Below are 24,850 nucleotides of genomic sequence, written 5' to 3'. Positions count from 1 at the left end.
GGCACCGCCGTGCCGGCGGGATGCCCGCGGCGGTAGCCGCAATATTTCCCCGCCGCAGCGGCGCTCAGCCGCAGCGGCGCAGTCCGGCGGTGCCCACAACGAGGACCTCGGCCACCCCGCCCGCAGGGGGCCTGAGCCGCCACTGGTGCAGGCAGGCACCGCCGTGTCGGCGGGATGCCCGCGGCGGTAGCCGCAATATTTCCCCGCCGCAGCGGCGCTCAGCCGCAGCGGCGCAGTCCGGCGGTGCCCGGCAACCAGGACCCCGGCCGCCCCCGCCGCGGCGGCGTGATCCGGTGGCCCCGCCGGTGGCACCGTCGGCTCCCCGGTAGGACCTTCCCGCCGCTGCGGCGGCCGAGTTCTGCCGTGCCGACGGGATGCCCGCGGCGGTAGCCGCAATATCCCCGGCCGCGACGGCGCCCGGCCGCGACGGCGCAGCCCGGCGGCACCCGGCAACCAGAACCCCCGCCGCCCCCCGCCCCAGGGGCATGCACGCAGAAATAGCCCACGCCCAGCGCCCAGCGTTACGGCAGCATGGCCCCATGCCCGTACTGACGCGCGACGAAGCGCAGACCCGAGCCCGGCTCCTCGACGTCCACCGCTACCGCATCGACCTCGACCTCACCCGCGGCGACGAGCACTTCGCCTCCACCACCGTCATCCGCTTCACCGCCCGCGAAGCCGGCCGCACCTTCGTCGAACTCAAGCCCGCCACCCTGCGCCGGGCCACCCTCGACGGCACCCCCCTCGACCCCGCCACCCTCCACGGCAACCGGCTCCCGCTGACCCTCACCGCGGGCGAGCACGAACTACGCGTCGAAGCCGACATGCGCTACTCCCGCACCGGCGAAGGCATGCACCGCTTCACCGACCCCGCCGACGGCCGCACCTACCTCTACACCCAGACCTTCCTCGACGACGTCCAGCGCGTCTTCGCCGCCTTCGACCAGCCCGACCTCAAGGCCCTCTTCGACGCAACCGTCACCGCACCACCCGAGTGGACCGTCCTCGGCAACGCCATAGCCACCCGCACCGGCCCACCCGAGGACGGACGCTGGCAGCTCGCCACCACCAAGCCGCTCAGCACCTACTTCGTCGCCTTCGCCGCCGGCCCCTGGCACAGCATCCGCACCGAACACGCCGGGCTCCCCTTCGCCCTGCACTGCCGCCAGTCCCTCGCCCCCCACCTCGATACCGACGCCCACGAGATCCTCGACATCACCCGGCGCTGCTTCGACCGCTTCCACGAGATCTTCGACGAGCCCTACCCCTTCGACTCCTACGACCAGGCCTTCGTCCCCGAATTCAACGCCGGCGCCATGGAGAACCCCGGCCTGGTCACCTTCCGCGACGAATACGTCTTCCGCTCCGCCGTCACCGACACCGAACGCATGAGCCGCGGCACGACCATCGCCCACGAGATGGCCCACATGTGGTTCGGCGACCTCGTCACCCTCCAGTGGTGGGACGACATCTGGCTCAACGAGTCCTTCGCCGAGTACATGGGCGTCCAGATCCTCGCCGAAGCCACCCGCTTCGACGACACCTGGACCGACTTCGCCATCGCCCGCAAGACCTGGGGCTACGACGCCGACCAACGCCCCTCCACCCACCCCGTAGCCCCCGCACCCCACGACGTCCACGACACCGCCTCCGCCCTGCTCAACTTCGACGGCATCTCCTACGCCAAGGGCGCCTCCGCCCTGCGCCAGCTCGTCACCTGGCTCGGCGAAAAGGACTTCCTCACCGGCATCAACGACCACTTCGCCCGCCACCGCTTCGGCAACGCCACCCTCGCCGACTTCATCGACTCCCTCGCCCGCAACACCGACCGCGACGTCCACGCCTGGGCCGCCACCTGGCTACGCACCAGCGGCGCGGACACCCTCACCCCCACCGTCACCGACGACGGACCCGACCGCTGGCGACTCGACCTCCACCACGACGGCACCCGCCCCCACCACCTCGCCATCGGCCTCTACGACCGCACACCCGGCGACCCCCGCACCCTCACCCCACGCGAACCCCACACCACCGACCTCCCCACCGGCCCCGGCACCCACAGCCTGACCCTCCCCGGCCCCCGCCCCGACCTCGTCCTCCTCAACGACGGCGACCTCACCTACGCCAAGGTCCGCCTCGACCCCGGCTCCTGGCACACCGCCCTCACCACCCTCTCCGGCCTCCCCGAACCCCTCAGCCGGGCCGTCCTGTGGAACGCCGCCCGCGACATGGTCCGCGACGGCGAACTCCACCCCCACGCCTACCTCGACGCAGCCCGCACCCACCTGCCCCACGAAAACGACATCGCCGTCGTCCAGGGCGTCCTGGCCTTCGCCCGCACCCACATCACCGACCGCTACAGCACCCCCACCGACCGCCCCCACGCCCTGACCACCCTCACCGAGCTCTGCCACGACCTGCTCGACCGCACCCGGCACACCACCGGCACCGAAGGCCTGCGCCTGGCCGCCGCCCGCACCCTCATCGACAGCGCCACCACCCCCACCACCCTCCACGACTGGCTCCGCACCGGCACCGCACCCGGCGGCCCCGCCCTCGACCCCGAACTCCGCTGGCGCATCCTCACCCGCCTCGCCGCACTCGGCGCCGCCACCCCGCACGACATCGACACCGAACTCGCCCGCGACCCCAGCGCCACCGGCCAGGAAGGCGCCGCACGCTGCCGCGCCGCCCTCCCCGACCCCGCCGCCAAGGAAACCGCCTGGCACGCCATGTACACCGGCGACCACCTCAGCAACTACCTGTTCACCGCCACCGCCCAAGGCTTCTGGCAACCGGGACAGCTCGACCTCGTACGCCCCTACCGCGACCGCTACTACCCCGACGCCATCGCCCTCGCCACCCGCCGCGGCCCCGCCCTCGCCGCCGCCGCCGGAACCCACGGCTTCCCCCACCCCCTGGTCGAGGAGGAGACCCTGCGCCGCGGCCAGGACTGCCTGCGCGACGCCGACCCCACCCCCACACTGCGCCGCAAGCTCACCGACCAGCTCGACGACCTGCGCCGCGCCCTCGCCGTCCGCACCGCCCGGACCCAGCCGTAACCACCGGCCCGCACCCGGGATGACCCACAGCCCCGGCCCGTAGCCGGACAACCGCCCGGCAGCACAGCCACAAAGCCGCACGCCGCCCAGCCGCCCACCGGAAACGACAAAGGCCCCCGTACCCCACCCAGGGGTACGGGGGCCTCGGCCCATGGCTCTGCCGGCGGTCAGTCGCGCGCTTCGCCTGCAGCGGCGTCCGACGGCTGCGCCGCGCGCAGCTCCTCCAGGAAGCGGTCGACGACGCCGCTCTCCCGCGCATAGTCGGCCATCGACTCGCCGACGATCCTGCCCGCCAGCTCCGTGGCCAGCGCACCGACCTGCTCGCGCAGCTCGGCCTCCGCGACCGCCCGCTCGGCGTCGATCACCGCGTGACCGGCAGCGATGATGTCCTCACGCTGACGCTGGCCCTCGGCCCGCAGCTCCGCGATGATCGCCGTACCCTGCTCGACCGACTCCTGCCGCAGGCGCGCCGCCTCATGACGGGCCTCGGCCAGCAGCTCCTGGTACTCGGCGTGGACCCGCGCCGCCTCGGCACGCGTCTCCTCGGCCTCCTCGAAACGCCCCTCAGTGGCGTTCTCGCGCTCGACGAGGACCTTGTTGATCCTGGGCAGGACCACCTTCGCCATCAGGGCGAAAACGATGAAGAACAGCACCAGCCCCAGGACGAGCGGCGCGGGCTCGGGCTTCAGAGGCCCTACGTCGATAGCAAAAGTCATGGCCATGGTGTGCACATTACCTTGTGGCCCGCCCCGCACCGGGACCCGCACCCACCACCGCACCCCGGCCAGGGCCCGGCCCGAAGGACCGACTCACGCGCGCCACAAGGCCACGGCAATCCGCGTACCCCCATCGGGCGAACCCTCCCGCACTCCAGGTCACCGACCGGGCACAGCCGGTAGCTTGGCCCGTTGGTGCCAGCCCCGGACCCGAGAAACCGCACCTTCCAGCCCCTCCCCGACGCCCCCCACACCAACCACCCGGCGGACCCCACCCGGCGGACGGTCCCCGCACCGCCACCACCCCCGCACACGAACCACCGCCGCCCCCGCCCTCCCGACCACGGCACCGGACCCGCCCCGGACCCCGCCCCGGATCCACCCGACGACCTCCGACACCCGCTGACACTCGTGGAAGGCCACACCACCCGATGACCCCCACACCCCCCGCCTCCGCCCCCGACCAACCCCTCGACCTCGCCGGCATCGGCATCGGCCCCTTCAACCTCTCCCTCGCCGCCCTCGCCCAGCCCGTCCAAGACCTGCGCACCGCCTTCTACGACCAGAACCCCACCTTCCAGTGGCACCCAGGCCTCCTCATCGACGGCACCACCCTCCAGGTCCCCCACCTCGCCGACCTCGTCACCCTCGCCGACCCCACCAGCCCCTGGACCTTCCTCAACTACCTCAAAACCCGAGAACGCCTCTACCCCTTCTACTTCTCCGAGCGCCACCACATCCACCGCGCCGAATACGACGCCTACTGCCGCTGGGTCAGCGAAAACCTCACCGGACTCCACTTCAACCACCACATCGACGCCGTCCGCTGGAACCCCGAACGCGTCCTCTTCGAAATCGACTACACCCAGCTCGACCCCGAAGGCGAAGCCGACGCCCTCGGCCGCGCCTACACCCGCAACCTCGTCCTCGGCGTAGGCACCACCCCCTACATCCCCGAACCCCTACGCCCCCTCGCCGAAGCAGCCAACGTCCCCGTCATCCACTCCGCCGACTACCTCGACCACCGCGAAAAACTCCTCGAAGCCGAACACATCACCATCATCGGCTCCGGACAATCAGGCGCCGAAGTGTTCCTCGACCTCCTCCGCCGCCGCCCCACCGGCCACGAAAAACTCGCCTGGCTCGCCCGCAGCCCCGCATTCGCCCCCATGGAATACAGCAAACTCGGCCTCGAACACTTCACCCCCGACTACACCCACTACTTCCGCACCCTCCCCGAACCCGTACGCGACCAGGTCCTGCCCCAGCAATGGCAGCTCCACCAAGGCATCGACAACCACACCATCACCGACATCCACGACGAGCTCTACCGCCGCAGCCTCCACGGCGGCTGGCCCGACACCGTCCTCACCCCCGGAGTCTTCGTACGCACCGCCGGACGCGTCGGCACCACCCGCGTCGAACTCCACCTCGAACACATCCAGCAAGGCACCCGCTCACGCCTCACCACCGACGCCGTCATCCTCGCCACCGGCTACCGCGAACGCCGCGTCGACACCCTCCTCGCCGCCCTCGACCCCTACATCCGCCGCGACTCCAACGGCCGCCCCCGCATCGACGAACACCACCGGCTCATCCTCGACGCCTCCGTCAAGGGCGCCATCCACGTCCAGAACGCCGAAACCCACACCCACGGCGTCGGCACCCCCGACCTCGGCCTCGCCGCCTGGCGCAGCGCCGTCATCCTCAACGCCGTCACCGGAAAAACCCACTACCCCCTCCCACAACGCACCGCCTTCACCACCTTCGGCCTGGAGCCGCGACCACAGCCACGGCCCCACACCGGCAGCATCACCTCAGAAAACCGGCACACCATCCCGCGTCAGCTTCCAGTCCACTGAAGCAAACGACGCCACATCAATCGCCTGCTTCGCCTTCACCCAACCGATGATCGTGTTACGAATCTCCTCCGAATTCGCCCACAACTGCTTGGCACGCGCCACATGCGGGAAATTCCCGCCACCACTCGCCCGGTAGTTGTTCACCGCCAGAACGAACTCCGCCGAATCAACCAGCGGCTTCCCGCCGAACGACAGGTTCACAACCCGCGAACCCGGCGCCTTCGCCACATCGATCTCGTACGACAAGCCGCTCACGACGTCGTAGTTGTAGTCCGGAACACCCTCCGCGTTCGTCAGCTTCGCCGGATCCACCGGCACACCGGACGGCGTCTGCACGTAATAGCGCGCCGAGAACTCAAGATAAGCACGCAGCTGCGCACCCGTCAGCAGCCGTGCCTCCAGCGTATTCTCGAACGGATACAGACCCGCCACCTCCCGTATCGTCACCTTCCCCGCAGGAACAGCAGCCGTACGGGAGAAACACGACGCCTGAGAAAGAACAGGAAGGGAGGCATACGCGGTACCCGCGAGCGCCCCCCGGACCGTCTCCACCTGAACATGATTGATGAAATCAATGATCGGAGTGTCCTTGTACGACGCCTCCGCCGCACTCATCGCCGCCGACGACGTACCGATCACCTGATTCACATACGCCACCACCTTGCGGTGCTCATCGCTCAACAGACCCGTGATCCCGCGGTCCTCGACAACCGTGTTCGAGTTCAGCACCTTCGCCGACACCGACTCGACCTGCCAGCAACCCCGCTCCCACACCAGATCGAAGTCGAACAACGTCAGCCGCTGCCCCCACTTCAACGGCTCGGACAACACCACCTGCTTGCCCGTCTTCTTGTTCGCCACCCGGTACTCGGGAATCTCCGTGTGCGCATGACCCACGAGAATCGCATCGATACCCGGCACCTGCTCGGCCACCAGAGCCGCCGCATTCTCGACGTACGGCAACTGATCACCGTACGACGACGTACCACTCGAACCCGAGTGCGCCGACACGATCACCACGTCCGCACCCAGCGAACGCAGCTTCGGCACCCACTTCGCAGCCTGCTCCTCCAGGCCCGGGAAAACCATCCTCCCCTGCACATTCGCCTTGTCCCAGATCGCGATACCAGGGTTGGTCAGCCCCAGAACCGCCACCCGCACATCACGACCGTGCGGCGTACACACCCTCTTCATCACGTAGGGCGGAAAAGCCGGACGCAACGTCTTCGCATCCAGGGCATTCGCCCCCAGAATGGGAAAACGACACTGCTCCTGGAACTTCCGCAGCGTCGGAATACCATAGTTGAACTCATGATTGCCCAGAGCGGCGGCGTCATACCCGATCGCGTTCATCGCCTGCGCCATCGGATGCACCGGACCGTTCGCACCCGTGATCGGATCGACCTTCGCGTAGTAGTACGACAACTGGGTACCCTGAATCGTGTCACCCGCATCGATCAGCAGAGTATTGCGCCGACCCTTCTCGGCACGCACCTGATTCACCAGAGTCGAAATCTTGGCAAGACCCACATCATTGTGCGCCTTGTCATCGAACTCCGCATCGGTGAAATAATCCCAGTTGAAAACGTTGCCGTGCAGATCCGTGGTGCCCATCACGGTGAACGAGTACCGCTTCTTCCGGCCCCCGGCAGACTCCGCCTCCGCCGCCTCCGCCGGCGCCGCACTCACAGCACCCACCAGCGCCACACCCGCACCCGTCGCAGCGGTACGCCCCAGAAAATTCCTACGGTTGAGCGGCATATGTTCTGTTCTCCCCATTCATCATGCAGAACCAACGCGCGTAGATTCTGGCCCAGCAACCACACCCCCCAACACCCTCACAAGGTTGCGAATGCGTCACCCCGGACCCCACCACAACCCCCGGTCACCTGACACGCTGAACCCATGACCACACCAACACCCCTGCCCTACGGAACCCCCGACACCCCCCGCATCGCCGTCCGCGGAGAAGCCCGCCTCGAAGTCGACCCCGAAATCGCCCACCTCGGCATCACCGTCAACGCCCGCGGCACCGACCGCCGCAACACCCTCGAAGACCTCACCCGCCGCAACAACCAAGTCCTCGACCTCCTCAAGTCCTACGGCGACACCGTCGAAAAACTCGAGACCGGAAACTTCACCATCACCCCACAACTCACCGACAAAGGACGCCACGAACGCATCCGCGCCTACCACGGCACCGTCCACCTCACCGCAACCCTCGCCGACTTCACCACCCTCGGCGAACTCGCCACCCGACTCGCCGAACACGACCTCACCCGCATCGACGGCCCCTGGTGGGCCCTGCGCCCCGACTCACCCGCCCACCGCGAAGCCCGCCGCCAAGCCGTACACGAAGCCGTCCAACGCGCCCGCGAATACGCCGAAGCACTCGGCGCCGAACTCACCGCCGTCGTCGAACTCGCCGACACCGGAGCCGAGAACACCGGCCTCCCCGGCTACCCACCGGCAGCCCCCGGCGGCATGATGCGCACCGCCGGATACGGCGGTGCCCCCGCACCCACCCCCGCACTCGACCTCGAACCCCAGCGCCAGACCGTCTACGCCCACGTCAACGCACGCTTCACAATGACCCGCCCGGTGCTGTGAGGTGACCTGCGAGATGCTCATCGGAGCGGCTCGCTGCACATTTCACAAGGTGTCAACAACCTTTCTCGTAAAGGACGTTGAGTAGTTGCGAGGGGTCAATTCTCTACCCACCAGTAGGTCATAAGGTCGTGCCATGCGCCGAGCGAAAATCGTCTGCACCCTGGGCCCCGCCACCGACTCGTACGAGCAGATCAAGGCACTCGTCGAAGCCGGCATGGACGTAGCCCGCTTCAACCTCAGCCACGGCACCTACGTCGAACACGAGGCTCGGTACCAGCGGGTACGCAAGGCCGCAGAGGAAACCGGCCGCAACATCGGCATCCTCGCCGACCTTCAAGGCCCGAAGATCCGCCTCGGCCGCTTCCACGAAGGCCCCGTACTCCTTGAACGCGGCGACGAATTCACCATCACCGTCGAAGAGACCGAAGGCGACCGCCACATCTGCGGCACCACCTACGACGGCCTCGCCACCGACGTCACCAAAGGCGAACGCATCCTCGTCGACGACGGCCGCGTCACCCTCGAAGTCACCGAAGTCGACGGCCCCCACGTCAAGACCCTCGTCCTCGAAGGCGGCATGGTCTCCGACCACAAAGGCCTCAACCTCCCCGGCGTCGCCGTCTCCGTCCCCGCCCTCTCCGAAAAAGACGTCGAAGACCTCCGCTGGGCCCTCACCACCGGCGCCGACATCATCGCCCTCTCCTTCGTCCGCAGCGCACACGACATCGACGACGTCCACCGCGTCATGGACGAGGAAGGCCGCCGCCTCCCCGTCATCGCCAAGATCGAAAAGCCCCAGGCCGTCGAGAACCTCGACGGCATCGTCGCCGCCTTCGACGGCATCATGGTCGCCCGCGGCGACCTCGGCGTCGAAATGCCACTCGAAACGGTCCCCATCGTCCAAAAACGAGCGATCAAGCTCGCCAAGCGCAACGCCAAGCCGGTCATCGTCGCCACCCAGATGCTCGACTCCATGATCGACGCCTCCCGCCCCACCCGCGCCGAGGCCTCCGACGTCGCCAACGCCGTCATCGACGGCACCGACGCTGTCATGCTCAGCGGCGAGACCAGCGTCGGCACGTACCCCGTCGAAACGGTCAGGACCATGGGCCGCATCGTGGCGGCAGCAGAGGAAGACGTCCTCGCCAAGGGCCTGCCCCCACTGACCGAACGCAGCAAGCCCCGCACCCAGGGCGGAGCAGTCGCCCGCGCCGCAGCCGAAATGGGCGACTTCCTCGGCGCCAAGTTCCTCGTCGCCTTCACCCAATCCGGCGACACGGTACGAAGGCTCTCGCGCTATCGGTCACCCATCCCACTGCTGGCATTCACGCCCGAGCCGGAGACCCGGTCGCAGCTCAACCTCACGTGGGGAGTGGAGACGTTCCTGGGGCCGATGGTCCAGACGACGGACGAGATGGTCGACCAGGTCGACGAGTACCTGTTGCGGATCGGACGATGCCGCAAGGGCGACATGGTCATCATCACGGCCGGGTCCCCGCCGGGGGTGGCGGGGACGACCAACCTGGTGCGGGTGCACCACATCGGGGAGGACGATTCGCCGAAGGAGCGGTAGCTAGTACTTCGGGCCGATGTGGGTGTCCATGAGGGCGACGGAGGCGCGGCGGGCGACGGAGATGTTCTGGGCTCTTCGGCTCTGGTAGGTGGTTTTCCACTCGACGCCGACCTTGTCGAGCGTGTCGGTGAAGAGCTTCAGGATGTCCTTGGACGTGTTGGTGAAGAAGTAGCGAGGGTACTCGTAGCGCTTGACCTCGCCGTTGACGACGCGGGTGGTCCAGTTGGTGATGCGAGAGCCGTCGGAGTGGATGAGCCCGCGGATGAACTCCCATGGGTGGGTGTCCACCAACTCCTGCTGCCACGGCTCAAGCGTGATGGGGCGCTCATGCTTCCTGCCTGGGCCGTGCTGAGGAAAGAGGCACGGAAGGTGTTTCGAGTACATCTTCACGTAGGTGCAACCGGTGCTGCGCACTCGGCAGACCTTGTTGTCGGGAAAGACGGTCCGGATGGCCTTTGCTGCGGCTTCGATCAGCCCCGGCCACTTGTCGCCGCATGCGATGGAGAGGCTCGGTGACCGGTGCTTGCGGTAGTGGATGATGTGGCCGTCGCCCAGGTAGAGGCCGAGCAGGTAGACGTACGCGGCTGACTCCGTCGGCTGATGGGGTGCGGAGCAGCAACGTGCGCACTCCGTGGTTGCACGGGGGAGGGGCTCGACCCTGGTTTGCCATGAGCGGATCGCGTGCCGGGATATGCCGGTCTGCTTGCTTACGGAGTTGAGGCTGTCGCCTTGGCTGACGAGAGCAAGAGCATGCTTGCGTGTCTCGAAGTCGTACACGAGAAGCGAGTCTGGCGGGATCTATGCGGTCGCGGGCCGATTCGAAGCCATGTTCACCGCGGCGAGTGAAGATCCCCAATGATTGGGAGTTTCAGTCGACCTTCGAAATGAAGGTAAAGTACCCCGGGTCGGATTCGAACCGACACTGGATGGGTTTTGAATCCATTGCCTCTAACCAGTTGGGCTACCGGGGCCCTTGCAATCCAAGGGAAGTGTATACCCCCTCGGTGCTCAAAACTACATGACGTAGGTAGGCTCGTGCAGCAGCACCTGCCCTAACGAGGAGACACGTGACCGCCGCCGAGCCCCAGCCGCCCGTCGACGACGAGCCGCAGCACACCCCTCCGCACATCACCCGTGTCGTGATCGCCGAGGACGAGGCCCTGATCCGTCTCGACCTCAAAGAGATGCTCGAAGAAGAGGGCTACTCCGTCGTGGGCGAGGCGGGCGACGGTGAGACGGCCGTCGCGCTGGCGCGGGAGCACAAGCCGGATCTGGTGATCCTGGATGTGAAGATGCCGGTCCTGGACGGGATCTCCGCCGCAGAGCGGATCGCGGCCGAGTCGATCGCGCCCGTCCTGATGCTGACCGCGTTCTCGCAGCGCGACCTCGTGGAGCGGGCCCGTGACGCCGGGGCCATGGCCTACCTGGTGAAGCCGTTCAGCAAGAGCGATGTCGTCCCGGCCATCGAGATGGCCGTGTCCCGGTTCACGGAGCTGAAGGCGCTGGAGCAGGAGGTCGCGGACCTCTCCCAGCGGCTGGAGACGCGGAAGCTGGTGGACCGGGCGAAGAGTGTGCTGCAGACGCAGTACGGGCTGTCCGAGCCGGCGGCGTTCCGGTGGATCCAGAAGACGTCGATGGATCGTCGGCTGTCGATGCAGCAGGTGGCGGAGGCGGTCATCGAGGACGCCAAGGAGAAGAAGGCGTCGAAGGAGCAGTAGCGGCAGCAGTTCTTGCTGGATGGGGCCCGTGTCCGTGTGGACGCGGGCCCCTTCTTCGTCTCCTGGGTCAGTCCTCGCCGAGGTAGGCCTTGCGTACGGATTCGTCGTGGAGAAGGTCCGTCCCCGTCCCCGACAGGACGATCTTGCCGATCTCCATGACGTGGCCGTGGTCGGCGAGGGTGAGGGCGGCTTGGGCGTTCTGTTCGACGAGCAGGATGGTGGTGCCGGAGGCCTTGAGTTCGGCGATGGTTTGCATGATCTTCCGCATCATGATCGGGGAGAGGCCCATGGAGGGTTCGTCGAGCATGAGGAGTTTGGGGCGGGACATGAGGGCGCGGCCCATGGCGAGCATCTGTTGTTCGCCGCCGGAGAGGGTGCCTGCTTTTTGGCCGGCTCGTTCGCCGAGGATGGGGAAGAGGTCGTAGGCGCGCTGGATGTCGCGTGTGATGCCGTCTGTGTCCTTGCGGAGGAAGGCGCCGAGCTGGAGGTTTTCGGCGATGGTGAGGCGGGGGAAGATGTGGCGGCCTTCGGGGGAGTGGGCGAGGCCGCGGGCGACGATTTCGTGGGCGGGGGTGCCGGCGAGGGAGTGGCCGTCGAAGCGGATGGTGCCGGTGGTGGGGGTGAGGAGGCCGGAGAGGGTGCGCAGGGTGGTGGTCTTGCCGGCGCCGTTGGTGCCGATGAGGGTGACGACCTGTCCGGCGTGGACGGTGAAGGAGATTCCTTTGACGGCTTCGATTTTGCCGTAGGCGACGTGGAGGTTTTCGACTTCGAGGAGGGCGGTCATCGTTCCTCTCCCTCCGTTTCGGCGGCTGCTTCTGCCGCTTCGATTTCGGCGATTTCTTCTTCGCCGGGTTCGCCTTCGAAGGGTGTGCCGAGGTAGGCGGCGATGACGCGTTCGTCGGCCTGGACGGTGTCGGGTGTGCCTTCGGTGAGTTTTTGGCCTTGTACGAGGACGGCGACGCGGTCGCAGAGGTTGAAGATGAAGCGCATGTCGTGCTCGATGACGAGGACGGCGGTTCCTTGTGTGCGGATGGCGCGGACGAGTGTTTCGGTGGCGCGGGTTTCCTGGGGGTTCATGCCGGCGGTGGGTTCGTCGAGGAGGAGGAGTCCGGGGTCGCTGGCGAGGGCGCGGGCGATTTCGAGCTTGCGTTGTTCGCCGTAGGGGAGGTTGCGGGCGAGGTGGTCGCGTTTGTGGGCGAGGTCGGTGAAGGTGAGGAGTTCCATGGCGCGTTGTTCTGAGGCTTTTTCGGCGCGGTGGAATGCGGGGCCGCGGAGGAGGGCGGAGAAGAGGCCTTCTTTGGTGCGGGTGTGGCGGCCGACGAGGACGTTTTCGAGGACGGTCATGTTGGGGAAGAGGCGGATGTTCTGGAAGGTGCGGGCGATGCCTGCTTGGGTGACGAGGTGGGGTTTGGGTGGAAGGGTGTTTCCTTTGTAGGTGACGGTGCCTTCGGTGGGTGTGTAGAGGCCGGTGAGGCAGTTGAAGAAGGTTGTTTTCCCGGCTCCGTTGGGGCCGATGAGGCCGACGATTTCGCGGTGGCCGACGGTGAGGTCGACGGTGTGTACGGCGGTGAGTCCGCCGAAGCGCATGGTGACGCCGGTGGCGGTGAGGACGGGGGCGGTGGGCGGGGTGGTGGGTGTGGCGGTGGTCGTCATGGTGGTTACGCCTCCGCCTTGGTGAGGGGCGCGCCGTCGGCCGGGACGGCGTCCTCGTGGAATTCGAGTTGTTTTCTGCGGTCGGCGACTAGGCCTTCGGGGCGGAAGCGCATGAGGAGGATGAGGGCGAGGCCGAAGAGCAGGAGTTGGTAGTCCTGCATGAAGTCCATTTTGCTTGGGATGAGGTAGAGCAGGGCTGCTCCGACGATGGGTCCGGTGATGGTGCCCATGCCGCCGAGGATGACGGCGGCGAGGAGGAATGCGGAGTTGGGGGGGACGGTGCCGGCGAATTGGTATTGGTCGGGGGTGGCGGTGGTGATGACGTGGGCCTGGATGGTGCCGGCGAGTCCGGCGAGGGCGGCGCCGAGGGCGAAGGCGAGGAGTTTGAGGCGGAAGGCGTTGATGCCCATGGCGGTGGCGGCGGTTTCGTCTTCGCGTATGGCGATCCAGGCGCGGCCGATGCGGGATTCGGTGGCGCGGCGGAAGACGAGGACGACGACGATGGTGGCGAGGAGCATGAGGAGGTAGTAGTTGCCGAATCGGCCGATGGGGGTGCCGAGGATGTGGTGGGTTTTTCCGAAGTCGAAGCCGAGGATGTTGAGTTCGGGGATGTTGGGGATTCCCATGGCGCCGTTGGTGATGTCGGGGCCGGTTTTTCCGTTGAGGTTGAGCATGGTGATGCGGAAGATTTCGCCGAAGCCGAGGGTGACGATGGCGAGGTAGTCGCCGCGTAGTCGCAGGGTGGGGGCGCCGATGAGGACGCCGAAGACGAGGGATGCGCCGATGCCGGTGAGGATGGCTGCCCAGAAGGGGAAGTGGACGCCGATGGCGGATTCGGGGGAGCCGGAGACGAGGGCGGCGGCGTAGGCGCCGACGCCGAGGAAGGCGACGTAGCCGAGGTCGAGGAGTCCGGCGAGGCCGACGACGACGTTGAGGCCGAGGGCGACGGTGGCGAAGATGAGGATGCTGGTGGCGAGGTTGGTGTAGGCGTCGTTGGTTTGGGTGAGGGGGAAGCAGGCGGCGGCGATGAAGGCTGCGGTGAGGGTGGTGTTGCGGTTTTTGGCGGTGAGGGTGCTGAGGCGGGTGGTGAGTCCGGCGCGGCTGAGTGCGGCGAGGCTGATGCCGGTGAGGAGGAGGAAGCCGACGAAGAGTTCGCCGTATTCGGTGTCGATGCCGTAGCTGAAGAGGTAGAGGCCGAGGGCGAAGGCGGCGGCGATGATGAGGATTTCGGCCCAGGTGGGGATCGTTTTGGCGCGGGGTGGGCGGCCGGTGGTGAGGGTGTGGCGTAGGCGGCGCCAGGTGGTGGGTGGGCGGGTGCCGTCGTGGTCGTCGTAGGGCTGGTCGGGGGGTAGGGCGAGGGCGCCGGTGAGGGTGATGAGGGTGGTGGTTGCGGCGATGAAGCCGCCGGGTTCGAGGTTGGCGAGGCCGCCGAGGTCGGTGGTGATGGCGCCGAGGGTGTACCAGGTGGTGGTGAGGGTGGCGAGGGCGAGGAGGGTGGTGGGTGCGGTGGATCCGGCGGGGGTGAGCCAGCGGAGGCCGCGGGTGGGGTGTCCGGCGAGGGCGTAGAGGAGGGTGAGGGCGGCGCCGGTGAGGGTGAGGGTTTGGAGGCCGCCTGGGTAGCCGTTGACGGTGAGGTTGCCGGGGAATTTGGTGGTCCAGGTCCAGGCGAGGAAGGTGGAGATGATGGTGAGGGTGGCGCCGGTGATGGTGGTGAGGCGGGCGCTGCGGGTGGGGAGGGGTATGAGGGGGCGGTGTGGCTGGGTGGTGTGGGTGGTGTCGGTCATGGTGATCACGCCCGGTCCGCGACGCGTTCGCCGAGGAGGCCTTGTGGTCGGAGCAGGAGGACGAGGATGAGGAGGACGAAGGCCCAGACGTCCTTCCAGGAGCCGCCGCCGAATTGGGTCATGCCGGGGATCTCCTCGATGTAGCCGGTGGCGAGGGCTTCTGCGACGCCGAGGACGACGCCGCCGAGCATGGCGCCGTAGATGTTGCCGATGCCGCCGAGGACGGCGGCGGTGAAGGCTTTGAGGCCCGTGATGAAGCCCATGCGGAAGTCGACTTGGCCGTATTTGAGGCCGTGGGCGACGGCGGCGATGGCGGCGAAGGCGGCGCCGATGGCGAAGGCGATGACGATGATGCGGTCGGTGTTGATGCCCATGAGTTTGGCGGTGTCGGGGTCCTGTGCGGTGGCTTGCATGCCGCGGCCGGTGCGGGTTTTGGCGACGAAGAGGCCGAGGGTGATCATGCACAGGGGTGCGGCGATGAGGAGGAAGATTTCTCCTCGTTGGACGGTGGCGCCGAGTATGTCGAGGGATTCGCCTTTGAATTGGGGGAAGACGCGGGCTTTTTTGGCGTCGGGGTACCACTTCCAGATGGCTTGCTGGAGGGCGATGGACAGGCCGATGGCGGTGATGAGGGGGGCGAGGCGGGGGGCGCCGCGCAGGGGGCGGTAGGCGAAGCGTTCGGCGGCGGTGGCGACGGCGACGGCGGCGAGGATGCCGCTGAGGATCATGATGGGGAGGGCGAGGAGCAGGCCGGTGCCGTCGGGGAGGATGAGGTGGGCGGTCAGTGCGCCGAAGCCGCCGACCATGAAGATCTCGCCGTGGGCGAAGTTGATGAGCTGGACGATGCCGTAGACCATCGTGTAGCCGATCGCGATGAGTCCGTACATCGCGCCGAGGATGAGTCCGTTGGCCAGCTGTTGCGGCAGTTCGTGCACCGCCGGGCCTCCGTGGGATGGGAAGGGGTACGGGCGGTCGGCGCGGGCCGTGCGGGGTGGGTGGTGTCGTACGGCCCGGCCGTGGGTGGGCGCCGTGTGCGGGGGCGCGTGTGCGTGTGCGGGGGCGCGTGGGCGCTGGGGTCAGCGCTTGTATTCGGCGCTGTGGCGGGCTTTCCATGCTGCTGAGTCGACCTGGTAGGCGGTGATCATGGTGTTGGTGGTGTCGCCGTACTGGTCGAAGGAGACGGGGCCGGTGACGCCGTCGAATGTGACCTTGTTGAGGGCTTCGACGATTTTGGCGCGGGCGTTGTCGGGGAGTTTGCCGCCGTTCGCGGCGACGGTTGCCTTGACGGCCTGGATGATGGCCCAGGTGGCGTCGTAGGTGGAGCCGCCGTAGGCCTCGTAGCGGTCCTTGTAGCCGGCGGCCTTGTAGTCGGCGATGAATTTTTTGGCGGAGTCGAGTTGTTCGACGGGCTTGCCGACGGAGGTGGCGTAGTCGTCGGCGGATTTCTTGTTGAGGGTGATGTAGTCGGCGCTGTACATGCCGTCGCCGCCCATGAGTGGGACTTTTACGCCGCCGTCCTTGAGCTGTTGGCTGAGGGGGGCGGCGGCGGGGTATTCGCCGCCGTAGAAGACGAGGTCGGGGTTGGCGCTCTTGACTTTGGAGACGATGGCTTTGAAGTCGCGGTCCTCGGGGTTGACGTGTTCGGTGCCGGTGACTTTGCCGCCGAGTGAGGTGAATTTTGCGGAGAAGGCGGCGGCGAGGCCGGTGCCGTAGGTTTTCTGGTCGTCGATGACGTAGACGGTTTTTGCTTTGATTTGTTCGTAGGCGTATTGGCCGCCGAAGGCGCCTTGGACCTCATCGGTGGTGGCGGTGCGGAAGTAGGTGGTGAACTGGCGCTTGCGGTTGTTCTGTTTCCAGTCCTTGCCCTGGGTGAGGTCGGGTGTGGTGTTGGCGGGGGATATAAGGGCGACGTTGTTGGCCTGGGCGACTTGTTGCATGGACTGGGCGACACTGGAGTTGAGTGGTCCGACGATGCCGAGGACTTTTTTGTCGCCGGCGAGTTTGGTGGCGTTCTGCTGGCCGGAGGTGGGTTGGGCCTGGTCGTCCAGGGGGGTGAGTTCGAAGGTTATGCCGGGGACTTCTTTGGTTTTGTTGGCGTTGGTTATCGCGAGGTGGGCGGAGTTTTTGATGCCTTGGCCGAGTGCGGAGAGGTCGCCGGTCAGGGGGGCGTCGAGGCCGATGGTGACGGTGGTCTTCTTGTCTTCGCCGTTGCCTGCGCCTGCGTCGTTGTCGCGCGACCCGCAGGCACTGAGGGTGAGGGCTCCTGCGGTGACCGCGGTGGTGAGGATGAGCAAGGAATGGTGTCGCACGGTGCTTCCTTTCCCTGGCGAGGCCCTCGCTGCGGAGGTGCCGTATCGCCCGCCGGGCGGGGAGGAAGGGCAAGGCGGAACGGGGAATTCGAGAGAGTCGCGGAGAGCGAGTGCGAACCGCCCGGCGGGGTGGTGAATGGCCGTGACTCTAGGGGTGTGCGGCACTGCGGGGCAGAGGTGCAGGCCATGATGTGACTGTCTTGTTATGACGTAGGTCACTCAGGGGGCGTTTGTTTAACAGAGTTGACCCTATAGGTCGCGCTGAGTAGGCCTGCGCCGCCCTGCGGGAAGTCCCGGGGCGGCGCAGACCTGGTGGTGGGGCGGTTTTCTCAGGCGGCGGAAGTGCTGTCGGCGGCCGCGCGGATGAGGCAGGTGAGGCGGGCGGAGCACACGCGCTTGTCCTGTTCGTCGGTGACGACGATCTCGTAGGTGGCGGTGGTGCGTCCGCGGTGGACGGGCGTGGCGGTGCCGGTGACCAGTCCGGCGCGGACTCCGCGGTGGTGGGTGCAGTTGAGGTCGACGCCCACGGCGATGTGGCCGGGGCCGCCGTGGAGCATCGCTCCGACGGAGCCGAGGGTTTCGGCGAGGACGGCGGAGGCGCCGCCGTGGAGCAGTCCGTAGGGCTGGGTGTTGCCTTCGACGGGCATGGTGCCGACGACGCGTTCCGGGGAGGCCTCGACGATGTGGACGCTCATGCGTTCGCCGAGGTGTCCGGCGGAGAAGAGGGCGGTGAGGTCGAGCCCGCTGTCGGCCCACTGGTCGAGGATGTCCTGCGGGAACGTGGTCTTGCTCTGCTCGCCCATGCTTCGTGTGCTCCGATCACCCTTGGTCGTTGTGTGGCGAAGTTTTTTCGGTTGAACGTCCCGGCGTCAACTGTCCTGATCGGTCCTGGGCTCGATCCGGATGACGATGGACTTGCTGGCCGGGGTGTTGCTGGTGTCGGCCGTGTGGTCCAGGGGGACCAGGACGTTGGTCTCGGGGTAGTAGGCGGCGGCGCAGCCGCGTGCGGTGGGGTAGTGGACGACGCGGAAGCCGGGGGCGCGGCGTTCGCTGCCGTCGGTCCATTCGCTGACGAGGTCGGCGTAGGAGCCGTCGTCGAGGCCGTGTGTGCGGGCGTCGTCGGGGTGGACGAGGACGACGCGGCGGCCGTTCTTGATGCCGCGGTAGCGGTCGTCGAGGCCGTAGATGGTGGTGTTGTACTGGTCGTGGGAGCGCAGGGTCTGCAGCAGCAGCCGGCCTTCCGGCACGTGGGGGTGTTCGACGTCGGCGGCGGTGAAGTTGGCCTTGCCGGTGGAGGTGGGGAAGGTGCGGCTGTCGCGGGGGGCGTGGGGGAGAGTGAAGCCGCCGGGGCGGGCGACGCGGGTGTTGAAGTCCTCGAAGCCGGGGATGACGCGGGCGATGCGGTCGCGGATGGTCGCGTAGTCCTTTTCGAACTCTTCCCAGGGTGTGCTGCCGGCTGTGCCGAGTACGCGGCGGGCCAGGCGGCAGACGATGGCCGGTTCGGACAGCAGGTGGGGGCTCGCGGGCTGCAGGCGGCCGCGTGAGGCGTGGACCATGCCCATGGAGTCCTCGACGGTGACGAACTGCTCGCCGCTGTGCTGCCGGTCGCGTTCGGTGCGGCCGAGGGTGGGCAGGATCAGGGCCCGTGCGCCGGTGATCACGTGTGAGCGGTTGAGCTTGGTGGAGACGTGGACGGTCAGGCGGGCGCGGCGGACGGCGGCTTCGGTGACGTCGGTGTCGGGGGTGGCGGAGACGAAGTTGCCGCCCATGGCGAAGAAGACCTTGGCGTGTCCGTCGCGCAGGGCGCGGATGGCGCGTACGACGTCGAGGCCGTGGTGGCGGGGCGGGGTGAAGCCGAACTCTTTTTCCAGGGCGTCGAGGAAGGCGGGGGCGGGGCGTTCGAAGATGCCCATGGTGCGGTCGCCCTGGACGTTGCTGTGGCCGCGTACGGGGCAGACACCGGCGCCGGGGCGGCCGATGTTGCCGCGCAGGAGCAGGAAGTTGACCACTTCCCTGATGGTGGGTACGGCGTGTTTGTGCTGGGTGAGGCCCATGGCCCAGCACACGACGGTGCGCTCGGAGGCGAGGACCATGCGCAGGGCGGTTTCGATCTCTTCGCGCCGTAGGCCGGTGGCCTGCAGTGTCCGGTCCCAGTCGGCGGCGCGGGCGGCGCGTTCGAAGTCCTCGAAGCCGTGGGTGTGCTCGTGGACGAACGCGGTGTCGACGGCGCCTTCTGTCTCGAGGACGAGTTTGTTGAGGAGGCGGAAGAGGGCCTGGTCGCCGCCGAGGCGGATCTGCAGGAAGAGGTCGGTGAGGGCGGTGCCGCCGCCGGCGAGTCCGCGGGCGTTCTGCGGGTTCTTGAAGCGTTCCATGCCCGCTTCGGGCAGCGGGTTGACGGTGATGATCTTCGCGCCGCCGTGCTTGGCCTTTTCCAGGGCGCTGAGCATGCGGGGGTGGTTGGTGCCGGGGTTCTGGCCCGCGACGATGATCAGGTCGGCTTTGTGGAGGTCTTCCAGCAGGACGCTGCCCTTGCCGATGCCGATGGTCTCGGTGAGTGCGGAGCCGGAGGACTCGTGGCACATGTTGGAGCAGTCGGGCAGGTTGTTGGTGCCGAACTCGCGGGCGAAGAGCTGGTAGAGGAAGGCGGCTTCGTTGCTGGTGCGCCCGGAGGTGTAGAAGACGGCTTCGTCGGGGGAGGCGAGGGCGGTCAGTTCCTCGGCGATGATGTCGAAGGCCCGCTCCCAGGTCACCGGCTCGTAGTGCTCGGCGCCTTCGGCCAGGTACATGGGCTGGGTGAGCCGGCCCTGCTGGCCGAGCCAGTAGCCGCTGCGGCCGGCGAGGCCGGTGACGGGGTGCTCGGCGAAGAAGGCGGGGGTGACGCGGCGCAGGGTGGCTTCCTCGGCGACGGCCTTGGCGCCGTTCTCGCAGAATTCGGCGGTGTGGCGCTTTTCCGGCTCGGGCCAGGCGCAGCCGGGGCAGTCGAAGCCGTTCTTCTGGTTGACCTTGAGGAGGGTGAGTGCCGTGCGGCGTACGCCCATCTGTTCTTGCGCGATGCGCAGGGTGTGGGCGATGGCGGGCAGCCCGGCGGCGGCGTGCTGCGGGGCGGTGACGTCGGGTGCGTCCTGTACGGGATCGCCGGTGGGCGGCTTGCCTGCCATCTCGCTCCCCCTTGAGCGGTCGGTGGTACGCGGGTGTGTGCGTACGGTGCCGATCCTGTCATGGGGGTCCGACAGCGGGGGCCGAGGGTTCCGTGGCCGGGATTGTCAGTGGGCCGTGGCAGGATCGGGGATGTGGCAGCAAAGGCATCGAAGACGAGCGAACCGACCGGCACCGAGGCAGCAGCGGAGGGAGGCCGGCCCCGTCTGCTGTTGATGGACGGGCACTCCATGGCGTACCGGGCGTTCTTCGCTCTGCCCGCGGAGAACTTCACCACGTCGGGTGGTCAGCCGACGAACGCGGTGTACGGCTTCGCGTCGATGCTGGCCAACACGTTGCGTGACGAGCAGCCCACGCACTTCGCGGTGGCGTTCGACGTCTCGCGCAAGACGTGGCGCTCGGAGGAGTTCCCGGAGTACAAGGCGACGCGTTCGAAGACCCCGGACGAGTTCAAGGGGCAGGTCGCGCTGATCGGCGAGATGCTCGACACGATGAGTGTGCCGCGGTTCGCGGTGGACGGTTTCGAGGCCGATGACGTGATCGCCACGCTCGCCACGCAGGCCGAGGCGGCGGGCTTCGAGGTGTCGATCGTCACGGGTGACCGTGACTCGTTCCAGCTGGTGAGCGACTCGGTCACGGTGCTGTATCCGACGAAGGGCGTCTCGGAGCTGACGCGCTTCACTCCGGAGAAGGTCGTGGAGAAGTACGGTCTGTCGCCGCAGCAGTACCCGGACTTCGCGGCGCTGCGCGGCGACCCGTCGGACAATCTGCCGGGCATCCCTGGGGTGGGGGAGAAGACCGCCGCGAAGTGGATCAATCAGTTCGGTTCGTTCGCGGAGCTGGTCGAGCGGGTGGAAGAGGTCAAGGGCAAGGCCGGGCAGAATCTGCGGGAGCACCTGGAGGCGGTGAAGCTCAACCGCCGGCTGACCGAGATGGTGCGTGACGTCGAGCTGTCCACGGGCCCTGAGGGTCTGGTCCGTGAGGCGTACGACCGGCTGGAGCTGGTGTCGTTCCTGGAGCGGCTGGAGATCCGTAACGTCGGTCTGCGGGACCGGCTGCTGGCCGCCGACCCCGGTGGGGAGTCCGCCGAGGAGGCCGCTCCTGAGGCGGGCGCCGAGGTCGAGGGTGTGGTGCTGGGTGCGGGTGAGCTGGCGCCGTGGCTGGCCGGGCACGGCACCGGCCCGCTGGGCGTGGCCATGGTGGACAGCTGGTCGCTGGGCAGTGGCCGGGTGAGCGAGATCGCGCTGGCGACGGGCGAGGGTCCGGCCGTGTGGTTCGACCCCGCCGAGCTGGACGAGGCCGACGAGCGGGCGTTCGCCGCGTGGAGCGCGGACGCTGAGCGGATCAAGGTGATGCATGACGCGAAGTCCGTGATGCGGGTCTTCGCCGAGCACGGCTGGTCGGTCGAGGGCGTGAGCATGGACACCGCCCTGGCGGCGTATCTGGTCAAGCCCGGCCGGCGTTCCTTCGCTCTCGACGCGCTGTCGGTGGAGTACCTGGGCCGTGAGCTGGCGGCGGCGGCCGCGGGCGACGGCCAGCTGGCCTTCGGTGCCGACGAACAGGCCGAGGCGGACGCCCTCATGGGCCGGGCCCGTACGGTGCTCGACCTGGGCGGCGCGTTCACCGGCCGGCTCAAGGACGTGGGTGCGGCGGAGCTGCTGACGGACGTGGAGCTGCCGACCAGTGCGATGCTGGCGGACCTGGAGCGGGCGGGTATCGCTGCCGACAGGGGCTGGCTGGAGCGGATGGAGCAGCAGTTCGCGGCCGCGGTGCAGCAGGCGGTGCTGGAGGCGCATGCGGCGGCGGGCCGCGAGTTCAACCTGGGTTCGCCCAAGCAGCTGCAGGAGGTTCTCTTCGGGGAGCTGGGCCTGCCGAGGACGAAGAAGACCAAGACCGGGTACACCACGGACGCCGACGCTCTGGCCTGGCTCGCGGCGCAGACGGAGAACGAGCTCCCGGTGATCATGCTGCGGCACCGTGAGCAGTCCAAGCTGCGTTCCACGGTCGAGGGCCTGATCAAGGCCATCGCTCCCGACGGCCGGATCCACACCACCTTCAACCAGACGGTGGCCGCCACGGGCCGGCTGTCGTCCACCGATCCGAATCTGCAGAACATCCCGGTGCGTACGGACGAGGGCCGGGCGATCCGGCGCGGCTTCGTCGTCGGTGAGGGCTTCGAGTCCCTGATGACCGCCGACTACAGCCAGATCGAGCTGCGCGTCATGGCTCATCTGTCGGAGGACGAGGGCCTGATCGAGGCGTTCGCTTCGGGTGAGGACCTGCACACCACCGTTGCCTCCCAGGTGTTCGGCGTCGCCAAGAGCGAGGTCGACCCGGAGATGCGCCGCAAGATCAAGGCCATGTCCTACGGTCTGGCCTACGGTCTGTCGGCGTTCGGTCTCTCGCAGCAGCTGAACATCGCGCCCGACGAGGCGCGCCGCCTGATGGACACGTTCTTCGAGCGGTTCGGCGGGGTGCGCGACTATCTGCAGCGTGCCGTCGAGGAGGCCCGTGCCACGGGCTACACCGAGACGATGCTCGGCCGTCGCCGTTACCTTCCCGATCTGAACAGTGACAACCGTCAGCGCCGTGAGATGGCCGAGCGGATGGCGTTGAACGCCCCGATCCAGGGCACCGCGGCCGACATCGTCAAGATCGCGATGCTGCGGGTGGGTGAGGCTCTGGCGGCCGAGACGCTCACGTCCCGGATGCTGTTGCAGGTGCACGACGAAATCGTGCTGGAGATCTCGCCGGGTGAGCGCGAGAAGGTCGAGGCGCTGGTCCGCCGGGAGATGGCGGGGGCCGTGTCGTTGCGTGCCCCGCTGGATGTGTCGGTGGGTGTGGGCAGGGACTGGGAGTCCGCCGCGCACTGACGCCCGCGGATCTCGTAGGCACCTCTTGTCGCATCCGGCCCTTGTCTCCCTTTCCTGCCCGGAGGGGGGAGAAGGGCCGGTGTGGTTCTCATCTGCGGCGTGCGTTGCTACCGTGCCCACCCCTGACGCCTCGTCAGGTAAGGGGAACCCTGCCGGGAGGCTTCGCATGCGCGCACTGGCCGCCGCGGCCATCGGACTGGCCGCCGCCCTCACCCTTGTCCTCGCCGTCACGGCCATCGGCCCGCCCGAAGGCGAGACCTCGCCCGAGCCCCTGCTCTCCTCCGCCCCCGCCCACCCCTGAGCGGGCCGGGCCCCGTAATGCGCCGCAGAGCGAGCCTGGTGCTGCTGTGCCTCGCGGTGTTCTTCACCGCCCTGTCCCCCCTATTGCGCTGGTACGCCTTCCCCCGGCTGGCCAAGGTCCCGGCCGGCCGCTACCAGACGGTCGTACTGGAGGCGAAGGACGCCACCCTCATCGACTACAGCACGCTCCAGCCCCGGCAGGTCCCGCGCCTCACGATGGTGCAGACCCTCAAGGGCAACGTGGAAGAGGCACGGAAAGTCAAGGCCGCCACCGGCCGTGACGTCGTCGTCTGGGACACCCTCTCCTACGCCGCCGGACCCGACGGCGCGATGGTCTCCCGCATACCCGAGCGCTACGTCTTCGACGCCCACAGCCAGCAGCCCGTCCACGCCGGCGGCGAACACGTCGACGGCACCCCGGTGCGCCGCGACGGCATCCAGTACAAGTGGCCCTTCCTCGTCGAAAAACGCGACTACCGCTACTTCGACCTGATGACCCGCACCTCCGCGCCCATCCACTACAAGGGCACCCGCACCTTCCACGGCCTGGACGTCTACTACTTCGAGCAGACGATCCCCTGGACCGAGGTCCCCCTGCCCCGCACGCTGCCGCTCGGTATCACCCCCGACACCGTCCGGCAGCTCGGCCTGGAGCGCTGGTACTCCACCCGGCGCATGTTCTGGGTCGACCCCACCACCGGCGCGCCCGTCAACGGCGAAGAGGTCCACCGCGAGGAGATGCGCTGGACGGGCCACCCGGAGAAGAAACCGATCCCCGCCTTCGCCGGCCATGTGAAGATGCGGCCCGACTACGTCGACGACACGGTCGCAATGGTGAAGTCGCAACGACAGCTGGTCCTCCTGCTCACCGCCTATCTGCCCTGGGGCTTGCTGTCCCTCGGCGGTGCGCTGCTGGCCCTCTCCCTCGCCCTCGAAGCGCGAGATCGTCGTGCGCCCGCTGCCGAAGTGGCACACGATGGAGGGAAACCCGAACGGCCGACCCCCGACGAGGGGGCGCTGAGCAGAGGAGGCTCGCCGTGAAGGAGAGTCCCGAGGACGAGTCCACCACGTCCCGGCCGCGCCGGCTGTACACCGGCAGCGAGCGGCCCTACGACCCCGAAGACCTGGTCATGGCCTCCGGCCGAGACGTGACACCGGAACGGATCGAGCGCGCCAAGCGCCTCATGGAGGAGAAGGGGGCCGCGGCGGTCGAGCGCTACCTGCCCTGATCCCC

19 protein-coding genes and 1 tRNA gene are annotated in these 24,850 nt (G+C 67.9%); 9 read left to right on the top strand and 11 right to left on the bottom strand.

Annotation, left to right across the window (positions count from 1 at the left end):
* Nucleotides 1-539 precede the first annotated feature (539 nt).
* Nucleotides 540-3,062: an aminopeptidase N gene (pepN, locus tag AB0F13_RS18945; protein ID WP_362083106.1), complete on the top strand. Its 2,523-nt coding sequence runs from the start codon at nt 540-542 to the stop codon at nt 3,060-3,062.
* A 167-nt stretch (nt 3,063-3,229) separates the two neighbouring features.
* On the opposite strand, the gene AB0F13_RS18940 is transcribed toward pepN, so the two are convergent.
* Nucleotides 3,230-3,784: a F0F1 ATP synthase subunit B gene (locus AB0F13_RS18940; RefSeq protein ID WP_362083103.1), complete on the bottom strand. Its 555-nt coding sequence runs from the start codon at nt 3,782-3,784 to the stop codon at nt 3,230-3,232.
* Nucleotides 3,785-4,209: 425 nt separating this feature from the next.
* On the opposite strand from AB0F13_RS18940, the gene AB0F13_RS18935 reads away from it, so the two are divergent.
* Nucleotides 4,210-5,640: a SidA/IucD/PvdA family monooxygenase gene (locus AB0F13_RS18935; protein ID WP_362083100.1), complete on the top strand. Its 1,431-nt coding sequence runs from the start codon at nt 4,210-4,212 to the stop codon at nt 5,638-5,640.
* On the opposite strand, the gene AB0F13_RS18930 is transcribed toward AB0F13_RS18935, so the two are convergent.
* Nucleotides 5,596-7,401, bottom strand: coding sequence for a 5'-nucleotidase C-terminal domain-containing protein (locus tag AB0F13_RS18930; protein ID WP_362083097.1), 1,806 nt, complete (start codon nt 7,399-7,401; stop codon nt 5,596-5,598). The two genes, AB0F13_RS18935 and AB0F13_RS18930, sit on opposite strands and share 45 nt — an antisense overlap.
* Before the next feature lie 144 nt (nt 7,402-7,545).
* On the opposite strand from AB0F13_RS18930, the gene AB0F13_RS18925 reads away from it, so the two are divergent.
* Both AB0F13_RS18925 and pyk read left to right on the top strand, forming a co-directional pair.
* Nucleotides 7,546-8,250, top strand: coding sequence for an SIMPL domain-containing protein (locus AB0F13_RS18925; RefSeq protein ID WP_362083094.1), 705 nt, complete (start codon nt 7,546-7,548; stop codon nt 8,248-8,250).
* 133 nt (nt 8,251-8,383) lie between these two features.
* Nucleotides 8,384-9,823, top strand: coding sequence for a pyruvate kinase (pyk, locus tag AB0F13_RS18920; RefSeq protein WP_362083091.1), 1,440 nt, complete (start codon nt 8,384-8,386; stop codon nt 9,821-9,823).
* Here the strand turns inward: pyk and AB0F13_RS18915 are convergent, their stop codons facing one another.
* Both AB0F13_RS18915 and AB0F13_RS18910 read right to left on the bottom strand, forming a co-directional pair.
* Nucleotides 9,824-10,600 carry a transcriptional regulator gene (locus AB0F13_RS18915; RefSeq protein ID WP_362083088.1) on the bottom strand — a complete coding sequence of 259 codons (777 nt, stop codon included), beginning with the start codon at nt 10,598-10,600 and terminating at the stop codon, nt 9,824-9,826.
* A gap of 119 nt (nt 10,601-10,719) precedes the next feature.
* Nucleotides 10,720-10,794, bottom strand: a tRNA-Leu gene (locus AB0F13_RS18910).
* Between the two features lie 96 nt (nt 10,795-10,890).
* On the opposite strand from AB0F13_RS18910, the gene AB0F13_RS18905 reads away from it, so the two are divergent.
* The gene (locus tag AB0F13_RS18905; RefSeq protein WP_362083085.1) at nt 10,891-11,541 is read left to right on the top strand and encodes a response regulator; all 651 of its coding nucleotides are present in this window, start codon (nt 10,891-10,893) and stop codon (nt 11,539-11,541) included.
* Between the two features lie 67 nt (nt 11,542-11,608).
* On the opposite strand, the gene AB0F13_RS18900 is transcribed toward AB0F13_RS18905, so the two are convergent.
* The 7 genes from AB0F13_RS18900 to AB0F13_RS18870 all read right to left on the bottom strand — a co-directional run bounded on the left by AB0F13_RS18900 (nt 11,609) and on the right by AB0F13_RS18870 (nt 20,445).
* The gene (locus tag AB0F13_RS18900; RefSeq protein ID WP_362083082.1) at nt 11,609-12,325 is read right to left on the bottom strand and encodes an ABC transporter ATP-binding protein; all 717 of its coding nucleotides are present in this window, start codon (nt 12,323-12,325) and stop codon (nt 11,609-11,611) included.
* A complete protein-coding gene (locus AB0F13_RS18895; RefSeq protein ID WP_362083079.1) occupies nt 12,322-13,194 on the bottom strand; it encodes an ABC transporter ATP-binding protein in 873 nt (290 codons plus the stop codon). The genes AB0F13_RS18900 and AB0F13_RS18895 overlap by 4 nt, the downstream gene beginning before the upstream one ends.
* Nucleotides 13,195-13,199: 5 nt before the next feature.
* Nucleotides 13,200-14,978, bottom strand: a complete 1,779-nt coding sequence (locus AB0F13_RS18890) for a branched-chain amino acid ABC transporter permease (RefSeq protein WP_362083141.1) — start codon at nt 14,976-14,978, stop codon at nt 13,200-13,202.
* 5 nt (nt 14,979-14,983) lie between these two features.
* Nucleotides 14,984-15,913 carry a branched-chain amino acid ABC transporter permease gene (locus tag AB0F13_RS18885; protein ID WP_362083076.1) on the bottom strand — a complete coding sequence of 310 codons (930 nt, stop codon included), beginning with the start codon at nt 15,911-15,913 and terminating at the stop codon, nt 14,984-14,986.
* Nucleotides 15,914-16,054: 141 nt separating this feature from the next.
* A complete protein-coding gene (locus AB0F13_RS18880; RefSeq protein WP_362083073.1) occupies nt 16,055-17,272 on the bottom strand; it encodes a branched-chain amino acid ABC transporter substrate-binding protein in 1,218 nt (405 codons plus the stop codon).
* Between the two features lie 344 nt (nt 17,273-17,616).
* A complete protein-coding gene (locus AB0F13_RS18875) occupies nt 17,617-18,090 on the bottom strand; it encodes a PaaI family thioesterase (RefSeq protein WP_362083070.1) in 474 nt (157 codons plus the stop codon).
* 66 nt (nt 18,091-18,156) lie between these two features.
* Nucleotides 18,157-20,445: an FdhF/YdeP family oxidoreductase gene (locus AB0F13_RS18870; protein WP_362083067.1), complete on the bottom strand. Its 2,289-nt coding sequence runs from the start codon at nt 20,443-20,445 to the stop codon at nt 18,157-18,159.
* Nucleotides 20,446-20,658: 213 nt separating this feature from the next.
* On the opposite strand from AB0F13_RS18870, the gene polA reads away from it, so the two are divergent.
* From polA to AB0F13_RS18850, 4 genes are all read left to right on the top strand, one after another.
* Nucleotides 20,659-23,316: a DNA polymerase I gene (gene polA, locus AB0F13_RS18865; RefSeq protein WP_362083138.1), complete on the top strand. Its 2,658-nt coding sequence runs from the start codon at nt 20,659-20,661 to the stop codon at nt 23,314-23,316.
* A 166-nt stretch (nt 23,317-23,482) separates the two neighbouring features.
* Nucleotides 23,483-23,617: an SPW_0924 family protein gene (locus tag AB0F13_RS18860; RefSeq protein WP_362083064.1), complete on the top strand. Its 135-nt coding sequence runs from the start codon at nt 23,483-23,485 to the stop codon at nt 23,615-23,617.
* 17 nt (nt 23,618-23,634) lie between these two features.
* On the top strand, nt 23,635-24,657 hold the full coding sequence (locus AB0F13_RS18855; RefSeq protein ID WP_362083061.1) for a DUF3068 domain-containing protein: 1,023 nt from the start codon (nt 23,635-23,637) through the stop codon (nt 24,655-24,657).
* Complete coding sequence (locus tag AB0F13_RS18850; RefSeq protein WP_362083058.1) at nt 24,654-24,845, top strand: hypothetical protein; 192 nt, start codon at nt 24,654-24,656, stop codon at nt 24,843-24,845. The genes AB0F13_RS18855 and AB0F13_RS18850 overlap by 4 nt, the downstream gene beginning before the upstream one ends.
* The last annotated feature ends 5 nt before the right edge of the window (nt 24,846-24,850 follow it).

It is taken from the genome of Streptomyces sp. NPDC026206 (assembly GCF_040638465.1).
Classification (GTDB): domain Bacteria; phylum Actinomycetota; class Actinomycetes; order Streptomycetales; family Streptomycetaceae; genus Streptomyces.
This window is presented reverse-complemented; position numbering and strand designations above follow the sequence as displayed.